This window comes from Microcoleus sp. Pol12B4, assembly GCF_036701385.1.
GTDB lineage: Bacteria > Cyanobacteriota > Cyanobacteriia > Cyanobacteriales > Microcoleaceae > Microcoleus.
The window spans coordinates 1-9412 of the sequence record NZ_JAUBQR010000247.1; the positions used below are offsets into that span (position 1 = coordinate 1).

Here is a 9412-nt window from a genome sequence, read left to right on the forward strand (position 1 = left end):
TCAATTTTCTGCCTTTAGGGAGCCTGTGCCAATCACAGGCTCCCTTTTCTTTCCCTTGTTAGTCTAAACTCCAGTAAAATAGGTCTGGCTGAATAAGTTATGGGCAATCCGGAGAGCAATTAATTGGTGATTCAAGCCCTATTTACTCTCTCTCGGAACCGTTCAATAACTCAGATAGGAAGACGCTGTAGGATAGTTACCCAATAGTTCTGTAATAGCCATATTAAGGAGCGCGATCGCCCTTGCTCCATCTGCGTTCATCCCCGTTCGTCTGCCTTCATCTGCAGTTCAAAAAAGAGCGATCGCCATTAATCCAAAAAGTGCGATCGCCCTTTTCAATTCCTAACCAGAAATCACCTCACTCAAAAGATGAGCCTGAGAACCCTCAAGCCGAGGCCCATGAATCTGCACCACCCTAGAAGCCAAGAAATTGCCCCAGCGAGCCGCTTGTGTAGAACTCAAACCGTTAGTAATTCCAAACAAAACACCGCCAGCAAAAGCATCCCCAGCACCCACAGTATCGATCGCCTTTACCGGAAATCCCGCCACATCAACAATCTGTTTGTTCTCCACCACCATACAGCCTTTATCCCCATTAGTGATAAAAGCCAAATCCGAAATCTCGCTCATTTTCCGAGCGCACTCTGACAAAGATTCCTCCTTAAAAAAGCTCCGAACTTCATCAGCATTGCAAAAAATTACATCGCAATATTCCGAAACCACCTTGTGAAAATCATCAGCAAATCGATCGACTAAAAAGCCGTCCGAAAAAGTAAAAGCCACCTTCACGCCCAGACGCTTAGACTGTTCCATCGTCTCAATGCTAGCCTTTCTAGGGTCTGGAGCATCCCAAAGATAGCCCTCAACATAACTGTACTTGCAATGAGCCAGTCGATCTACATCAATATCAGTCGCAGCCAGAGTAGTAGAAACACCCAAATTAGTACACATCGTGCGTTCCGCATCCGGCGTAGTCAGCACAACACAAGTACCCGTGGGTTCCTTAGACTCAGCAGCAGGATGCACGTTAAAATCAATCCCCGCCGCCAGCAAATCTTGCCGATAAAATTCCCCGTTAGTATCCTTAGCAACCTTCCCAGAATAATACGCTTTACCGCCGCTCTGAGCCAAACCAATCATCGTATTTGCCGCCGAACCGCCCGATCGCATTTGCAGCGAATTGTGCTCTAAATCGTGCAAAATCCCCCCCTGCGTTTCCGAATTCATCAGCGTCATCCCGCCGCGATTCAGCCCGTGACCGGGTACAAATTCATCTTCTACCAATGCTAGGATGTCTACAAGGGCATTGCCTACGCCAAACACATCCACGGAACGGGAATCTTGATTGTTTTCTGTCATCAGTAATTTTTGGTTTACACTAATTATCAACTTTATAATAAATCGACTTCAACTCAACATCTATTTTGTTTAATTTATTTTTATCTAAATCCCTAACCCCAAATCGCTCTAATCCAAAATCTAAAATCGATATGACTGATACTTTTCTGCCACCTCTGATTCAGCAAATGTTGCAGCCCGGGTTTTACCCCCACAGCGTAACAGAACCCGTGCAACTAATTCAGACTCATGGCTCCTTTGTTCTCCTCACAGGAGACTATGTTTACAAAATCAAGAAATCAGTTAATTTTGGCTTTTTCGATTATTCAACCTTGGAGAAAAGACAGCATTTTTGCAATCAAGAATTGTTAATGAACCAGCGCACTGCACCGGAAATCTATCTAGAAGTTTTGCCAATTATTCAAACTGGCGATTCTTTTCAATTGGGTAGCAGCTTACCTGCTATAATTTCTGGCGAAATTGCTGTAGAATACGTGCTGAAAATGCGAGAATTTCCTCAAGATTCGCTGTTGCTCAGCTTGTTGGAAAGCGGACTATTGACCGAGCAACTTATGGCAGACTTAGGGCGGGAAGTTGCCAATTTTCATAGCATGGCAATTAGTAATAGCTACATTCGCAGATTTGGCGAAGTCAGTCAGATTCGCACAGCAATAGATAAAAATTACCGAATTTCCCAAAAATATATCGGCGGGCCGCAGACTCAGGTACAATTTCAGGAAACTAAAGATTATACAGATGCGTTTTTTGTAAAAAATCAAGAATTATTTAATCGGCGGATTGCCAATAATAAAATTCGCGAGTGCCACGGAGATTTGCACTTGCGGAATATAGCATTCTGGCCAGATAAAATATTACTGTTCGACTGCATTGAATTTAACGAGCCTTTCCGCTTTGTTGATGTCATGTACGATGTGGCTTTTACAGTAATGGATTTGGAATCGCGGGGGCGCAGAGACTTAGGCAATGCTTTTCTCAATACTTACATCGAACAAACAGGGGATTGGGAAGGACTGCAACTGTTGCCTCTGTATTTGAGCCGTCAAGCTTATGTTAGAGCGAAAGTAACTTCGTTAATGTTGGACGATGCCGCTATTTCAACTTCCCAAAAAGCAGAGATTTCACAGACAGCAGCTCATTACTATAAACTGGCTTGGCAATACACAAAACCGCGCCAGGGAAAGTTAACTTTGATGTCTGGTTTGTCTGGTTCTGGCAAGAGTACAGCAGCTCGATATTTGGCTCGCCGGACAGGGGCAATTCATATTCGATCCGATGCTGTTCGCAAACATTTAGGCGGAATTTCTTTAAATGAACGCGGGGGGGAAGATTTGTACTCTGATGAAATGACGGCACAGACTTATGGTAGATTGTTAGAGTTGGGGATAATTATGGCTGACCGAGGTTTGGATGTAATTTTAGATGCAAAGTTCGATCGCCAAAAATCGAGAACCGATGCAATTAATCAGGCTCAATCCCACGGGTTGCCCCTGCAAATCATTTACTGCACCGCACCAATTGAAGTATTGCGAGAACGACTGCAACAGCGCAGGGGCGATATTGCCGACGCGACAGCCGAACTATTGAGTTCGCAGCAATCAGCTTTTGAACCTTTTACGGAAAAAGAGCAAATTTCTGTAACGATTGTAGATACTGCGCAAGAGTTAGAGGTACAATTAAACGTGATTTGTGGGGAGTAGTTGCAGAGCGATCGCCCTTCCCAATTTGATTGTCTGCTAATATTGTAAATATCTTTCTGTTTTATTACAAAAAAAAGTTGCAGCTCATGCCAAAATTTACCGGAGACTCCAAGGGGTTTAGCCCCGCGCTGATATGGTTTGTGTTGTTTACCGTTGGGTTTCGCTTAGTAGGATGTACGCTGCCCCTGAGTCTCGGCCTGGGTGTCATCGGTGGCGTGGCAGCAGGTTTAATTGTCGCTTGGTGGCACAACGAATTACTACTCAACCCGAATATAAATTCCAAGGACAAAACCTCGGATGCTATCCTCAATAAAGACGTAGTGCAAACGGACGGCCATAAATATAGCAAAACCTCTAGGAGTGATGCTGCTACATTGTTTGGCTGGTTATCTGGACCAGAGGATCGTCGCTAGCACCGAAAATAGTTTTGAGTATTGAGTTGTAAGCTTTAAGTTAAAGAGTTCATAATTCATAACTCTATACTAAAAATTAACCACTCCCGCCACTTAAATTACTAATTACAGATTAGCGACTAACGATCGTTCATTTCCCATTACCTATTACCGCTAACGAGCAATTTGAATTACTTGCTTAATGTTTGTATTTCTGTCGAAACTCCTGCCGCTGTTTATTTATCCTTTGGGGTTGAGTTGCCTGTTAATGATGGCGGCTTTAATCACACTTTGGAAGCGTCCGAAATGGGCGGCTGCGCCAATTGCTGCGGCTCTAATTATTTTACTGCTCGGAAGTAGCGGTTGGGTATCAAAATCGTTAGTTCGATCGCTCGAATGGCAAAACTTACCAACCGCCGAACTCCCCCAAGCTGAAGCGATTATCGTCTTGGGCGGCGGTGTCAAAGCAGCTTTACCTCCCCGTCCTTGGGTAGAATTAGCGGAAGCGGGCGATCGAATAATCTACGGTTCCCGACTTTACAAGCAAGGCAAAGCCCCCCTGCTAATTCTAAGCGGCGGTAGAGTAGATTGGAAAGGCGGCGGGGCTCCCGAATCGGCAGACATGGCAGAAATTGCCCAAACAATGGGTGTACCGGCATCAGCAATTCTGCAAGACCCCGATTCACACAACACTTATCAAAATGCCGTCAACGTGCGGAAAATTTTAGATGCTAAAGGCATAAAAGGGCCAGTTTTGCTAGTGACATCGGCGATGCACATGACTCGATCGCTCTTAATTTTCCAGCGTCAGGGAATAAAAGCAATTGCCGCACCAACAGACTTTCAAATAACGCAGCAGGATATCGCAGCATCCCAAAGCAATTGGCAATCAGTCGCCTTGGATTTATTGCCGGACACCTATGAGTTAAACCAGTCAACTAAAGCTTTGAAAGAATATATCGGCTTAATTGTTTATCGGCTGCGGGGATGGCTTTAACAGAATTACAAAATTTTAGATTTGGGATTTTGGATGGAAGAATTTAAGTAGTCTCAACCGTGAAGTCACTTCCCAAATCCAAAATTGATTCAGTGTGCTAGCTTAAAGTCAATACAGCAAATATTAGCCACACTCGCCCCCAAACAATCATGTTGCCCCACGAGTTGCAAAACATTGCCCCAGAACCGACTCCCGCGGCCGAAATTTTTCAGAGACACCAAATTGTCCGCGAGTTTTACGATGAAATTAAGTACCGTCAAGAACTAGAACTTCACTGCCAGTGGTATTACGCTACAGCCAAGCAGCATCAGCAGGAATTGCAGAAAATGCAGGGAGATTGGAATATTTTAGGTTGGTTTAGCCGCGGACGGTCGAAAAATTAAGGGTTAAATAAAAAAGATGGTTTGTAGTAAGGAGTTTAGCCCTGCCGATCGACTAAAAGCCACAGAAAAAACTGAAGTCCTAACTACAAACTGTACAACAGCTATATGACTCCCGCCCAAAAATGAATACTTGCTTTCCGACAGGAGTCGCTATCGGCGGAAAATTTTAGACCCTAGTTCAAGCTTCCAGATTCATCTGTGGAGTAAATCTAAAATCTAAAATCTAAAATCGACTGACGGGATTTGATATTGTCTTTGGGCTCCGGCTTCAACTTTTGAGACAGCTAGACTTCCGAAGATATCAATTCGACCTCATCCTCTTTCAGGTGCGCTCGAAATTTTTTGTCAAATTGTACTAGAATCGGCCAATTAGCACTGACAGGTCGGCCGTGCCATTCGTGAACGATCGCCACGACTTCTCCTTCCATACCCTTAATATCAAATGGTTGACTGCGATTTTCAGGATGGTGGTAGACAACAACAGAGTTTTTAATGCAAACGCGATCGCCAACTTTCATAGACTTATATTTAGTGTTCTCTCTTCAAAACTCTGCAAAGCCTACGGGTGCTTAACACTTGTACGCTTTGCCGACAGTCTTCTTATCTTCCCACAAGTAGAGCGAAAACTTAAACAAAGTTGGCGGTTCCCTGTCGCTGCTTCGATCCCCAGCCACGATCCACGTCAGCCGAAATGTTGATGATTCTCGGTTGAACCCGCAGGCCCGATCGAGATTTATATCTCGATCGGGCGGATTCTCAAGGGCGGGAATTGATTTCCTTGGCTAATCGAGAAACGATCAATTTAACTGATTTAACCAGCACTCAACATCAACGGCCAAAGTTTGGCCCAACTCCAGCAACTGCCGGATCGAAGACAAGTCCCAGCCGGCGCCGGAACCTGCAATCCCCAAGGCAACGGCAGCGACCACACTGTCGCCCTCCGAGGCATCTTGCAGTTGCAGCCAGCCCAAACACAGAGGCACAATTTGACTGTACAGAGAATCGAAATACAGTTCCTGCGATCGATCCAGACACAAACCCAGACTCAGCCGATCGCCCACCGCAATCAAACGCTCGATCGTGCGGATATCAGCTTCTAACTTGACAGGCGAGCGATCCTCCGCGCCCGATCCTGCTTGCAGCAGCGCGTCTAGCGATCGCCAAACCATCTTTTCCAAAATTTGCTTGACTTCGGGAACGTTCAACCGACAGCGGAGATGGCCGGCTTCAGTGGCGATCGCCTCAATTTCGGCCAGCAGCGGTTCCACATCCTCGGTTTCCAGTTCCAGGGCCTTGGCCGCCGTCAAACAGCGGTGTCCCAAAGCCACCTCAGCAGCCACCTGCAACTCTACCGGCACCGGTAACTCGTCACGGTGGAACGCCATCATCACCCCGTAATTTTCCCGGTAAACCTGAGTGTAAAGCTGATCCAACCGAGTCAAGTTTTCCTGACTCAGCAACTGCACGATCCGGTGGCGTTCCTCAGCGAATAAATCCCGCAAGCTAAAGGACTGATCCCCAAACAGCCGCACCATTTCCAGAATCGCGTGGGCTGCCGAAGCTTCTTGCATAACTCCAAACAACCGCTCTTTGAGCATAGTGTAAGACCGACGGCTGCCAAAAGGCTGAATGCAGCAGTGGAAGTCCCAGCCGCCGAGGTGGAACGCAGCAAACACATAAACCTCTGTTTCCCGCGTAATTTCCGAGGTTAACTGCAATTGACCCACAGCCAGAGTCATCGAGCCCATGCGCTGAATTTGGAAATCTTGCTGCTGGGCCTGATAGCAGTAAACTCGCTGTTCGCGGGGATATTTGGCAAACAGAGAACTGATCGCGTAGTGGGCTGCCACCTGTCTGAGACTAATTTGGGCTGTCACCACAAGTTTGCGGTAAACTTCGGCCCCTGTTGTGAAATAGTCAACGTTGCTGGGTACGAGGGCTAGTTGAGCGACAAAATCCTTTTCTAGCTGGACGCCGGTAACTTCGCCCGCCAATTCCAGCGCCCGGGCCGCGTAGCGCAGAATTTGCACGCCTTCTGGCCGCGAGATTTCTTCAAAAAACCAGCCACAGCTAGTGAACATTAACAGGGTGTGGCGCTGCATTTCCAGCAGTCGCAGGGCGTCCACCTGTTCTCCGGCATCGAGGGGGCGGATTTGATGGCGTTCGAGGAAACTGTCAACATTACTGGGCGATCGATCCCGGATGACCTCAATATATTCATCTCTAGCTTTCCAGGGATCGCACAACAGCTTGCGCCCCGCTTCTTCATAAATCGGAATCAGCCGATCGCGCAGCCAATTCAGGGTATCCCGCAGAGGGCGGCGCCATTTGAGGTGCCATCCCCCACCACCACCGCAGCCACAATCATCTTGCCAGCGATCGACCCCGTGAGAGCAACTCCAGGCCGTCACGGGTTTGAGTTCAACTTCCCAAGCGCTCGGATTTTGACTTAAATAATGAGCAAAATTCGTCACCGTCCAGCCGCGGCGGGGAAACTCTTCTGTGAATGCGTAAGCGAGGCATTTTTCGGTACCGTTTTTGTGGTGACCGAAAGTTTCGCCGTCCGTCGCCACGCAGATTAATTGAGCTGGTCGGTGGTCTCCCCGCACTGCTTGACCCAAGCGCCCCACCAAGTGGTGGCTGCTGCTGAGAACGTCATTGAAGCCCATATCCCGCGAGATCGGGCCGTCGTAGAAAAAGATATCAATGTAAGGAGTGTTGGCAGGTGGGGCTTCGGAATTTTGGAAGTGCCTGCCACCAAAATGGTGAGTGCTCAGCGGCGAGAGTTGGTGGTTAGCCATCAACCGCATTTCTGGTTTCAAATAGCAGCGGTACGGGCGAGTGGGATCGATTTGACCCCCCCCGACTTCGTGCCATTCGGAATTTTGCCCTGGTTCTCCTTCGTGGTTTTGCCCGATTAGCGGGCGGCAGCGTTCGGCTTGGGAGGGGGCTAAGACAATGAAGCGGATGCCTTCAGCGACTAAAACTTCGAGGGTGGCGTAGTCTACGGCGGTTTCGGCGAGCCACATTCCTTCGGGATCGCGACCGAACCTGGAGCGAAAATCTGCGATCCCCCACCGAATTTGGGTGTATTTGTCTCGCTCGTTAGCCAGCGGCATGATGATGTGATTGTAGACTTGGGCGATCGCGTTGCCGTGACCGTTGAGCCGCTGACAGCTTTTGCGATCGGCTTCCAGAATCCGCTGGTAGACTTCCGTGTCGTAGCGTTCGAGCCAGCTCATCAGGGTCGGCCCGATGTTGAAGCTCATATACTCGTAGTTGTTGACGATCCCCGTGACTTCGCCGCGATCGTTCAGTATGCGGGCAAAGGCGTTGGGGCGGTAACACTCAATGTCAATACGTTCGTTCCAGTCGTGGGCGGGAGAGGCGCTGGCTTGGCGTTCGATCGCGTCCAGGTAAGGGTTTTCCCGGGGCGGCTGATAAAAGTGACCGTGAACCGTCACGCACACCCCAGTTGCAGCAGCCGCACTGCTTTGGGTTGCAGCAGTCACGGTTGGCGAAGACAAAGGTAGCCGATCGGATTGAGTTGTAGAAATCGAAACCATGCGAGCAAATCCTCACTCAAGTAGTTAAAGACAATAAAACCAGCCTAATTAGAAACTGAAACCTTACGCAGCAAGAGTTACAGCTAGGCATCTGTTAGGACTAAATTTGGCTGACAAGTTTTGATACATTTGTAGTATTGCGAGCAAAGCATTCGTTCCAAGATGCCAACCGTCGATCCCTGGGTTTTTCTGCCAATGCTTTGCTGTTGAAAGACTTAAAAAAGGTAGCTTTTGCTGCTTTTTCGCACTTGCGACCCCTTTCGGGTTTGTGCTTGCAGGGCTGCTCATTGAGAGTTTGATTTACATAGCTGGATTTTAAAGTCTTATTCAGTAAATAGCAAGTTTTCGCCGGAAAGATTTAATTTTTGGCAATAAATCTTGGCGGTTGTGGATATCGGTTTAATGCCCGATAAATTTATAGAGTAGGAGTATTGCCCGAGTTTCGCATCATACTTTAGGTGCTTTTTACCTAAGTCCTGGAGAAGTTAGGCCAGTTGCGTTCGGGCGCGGCAGATTTGCGGCAAATGTACTTTCCAGAAGAGTTGTAACACTTGTGCGGAGTCAAAAGGCAACAAAAAAGCAAAACGGTAAGTGTTATGTTTTAACTCCTGAGAGGTATGTGGGCGCGGAGGCGGAGGAGGAGGAGGAGGAGGGTTTGGACGAGAAGATGCTGCATTTGACGGCGAAGTTGGAGAGGCAATTTGCCGAGAGTGCCAAGTTAGAGACGATGATTCGGGAAAATCTGCAGAGGGTGGGTTCTGGCGGATAGTTCGTCAATTGCTGAAGATTATCATGATTTTTGGCGATAACTTAAGGAAGCTATTGTGCAATATCAAGTGCGGGCCGTACTTTCTGTCAACTGCGAATTAGTGTTGCTTTACTGGTCAATTGGACGGAATATTTTAAACAGGCAACAGCAGCGAGGATGGGGAAAAAAAGTTGGTAGTCCTGCATAGCAAGGAAAATCCAGGGTTTTAATTGATAGATAAACTGGCGTTGTACTCATGAATAAAATACC

The 9412-nt window shown here is 47.5% G+C and carries 9 protein-coding genes; 6 read left to right on the plus strand and 3 right to left on the minus strand.

The window, feature by feature from the left end; genetic code table 11:
- Positions 1-342 precede the first annotated feature (342 nt).
- Positions 343-1359: an adenosine kinase gene (locus QUA38_RS24820; protein WP_333166630.1), complete on the minus strand. Its 1017-nt coding sequence runs from the start codon at positions 1357-1359 to the stop codon at positions 343-345.
- 131 nt (positions 1360-1490) lie between these two features.
- Here QUA38_RS24820 and QUA38_RS24825 point away from each other — a divergent pair, with 131 nt between their 5' ends.
- The 4 genes from QUA38_RS24825 to QUA38_RS24840 all read left to right on the plus strand — a co-directional run bounded on the left by QUA38_RS24825 (position 1491) and on the right by QUA38_RS24840 (position 4828).
- The gene (locus QUA38_RS24825) at positions 1491-3056 is read left to right on the plus strand and encodes an AAA family ATPase (protein WP_333166632.1); all 1566 of its coding nucleotides are present in this window, start codon (positions 1491-1493) and stop codon (positions 3054-3056) included.
- A gap of 86 nt (positions 3057-3142) precedes the next feature.
- Positions 3143-3469 (plus strand): hypothetical protein, encoded by a 327-nt coding sequence (locus QUA38_RS24830; RefSeq protein WP_333166634.1) that lies wholly within the window; start codon positions 3143-3145, stop codon positions 3467-3469.
- Between the two features lie 181 nt (positions 3470-3650).
- Positions 3651-4445 (plus strand): YdcF family protein, encoded by a 795-nt coding sequence (locus QUA38_RS24835; RefSeq protein ID WP_333166636.1) that lies wholly within the window; start codon positions 3651-3653, stop codon positions 4443-4445.
- A 149-nt stretch (positions 4446-4594) separates the two neighbouring features.
- Positions 4595-4828 (plus strand): hypothetical protein, encoded by a 234-nt coding sequence (locus QUA38_RS24840; RefSeq protein ID WP_242722513.1) that lies wholly within the window; start codon positions 4595-4597, stop codon positions 4826-4828.
- A gap of 284 nt (positions 4829-5112) precedes the next feature.
- On the opposite strand, the gene QUA38_RS24845 is transcribed toward QUA38_RS24840, so the two are convergent.
- Positions 5113-5346 carry a ferredoxin-thioredoxin reductase variable chain gene (locus QUA38_RS24845; RefSeq protein ID WP_006635793.1) on the minus strand — a complete coding sequence of 78 codons (234 nt, stop codon included), beginning with the start codon at positions 5344-5346 and terminating at the stop codon, positions 5113-5115.
- Between the two features lie 279 nt (positions 5347-5625).
- Positions 5626-8394, minus strand: a complete 2769-nt coding sequence (locus QUA38_RS24850) for a DUF3536 domain-containing protein (RefSeq protein WP_333166638.1) — start codon at positions 8392-8394, stop codon at positions 5626-5628.
- A gap of 553 nt (positions 8395-8947) precedes the next feature.
- On the opposite strand from QUA38_RS24850, the gene QUA38_RS24855 reads away from it, so the two are divergent.
- Together QUA38_RS24855 and QUA38_RS24860 are read left to right on the plus strand one after the other, a co-directional pair.
- Entirely contained in the window at positions 8948-9163 is a 216-nt protein-coding gene (locus QUA38_RS24855) for a hypothetical protein (protein WP_333166640.1), read from the plus strand.
- Between the two features lie 55 nt (positions 9164-9218).
- The gene (locus QUA38_RS24860) at positions 9219-9350 is read left to right on the plus strand and encodes a DUF1016 N-terminal domain-containing protein (protein WP_333166642.1); all 132 of its coding nucleotides are present in this window, start codon (positions 9219-9221) and stop codon (positions 9348-9350) included.
- The last annotated feature ends 62 nt before the right edge of the window (positions 9351-9412 follow it).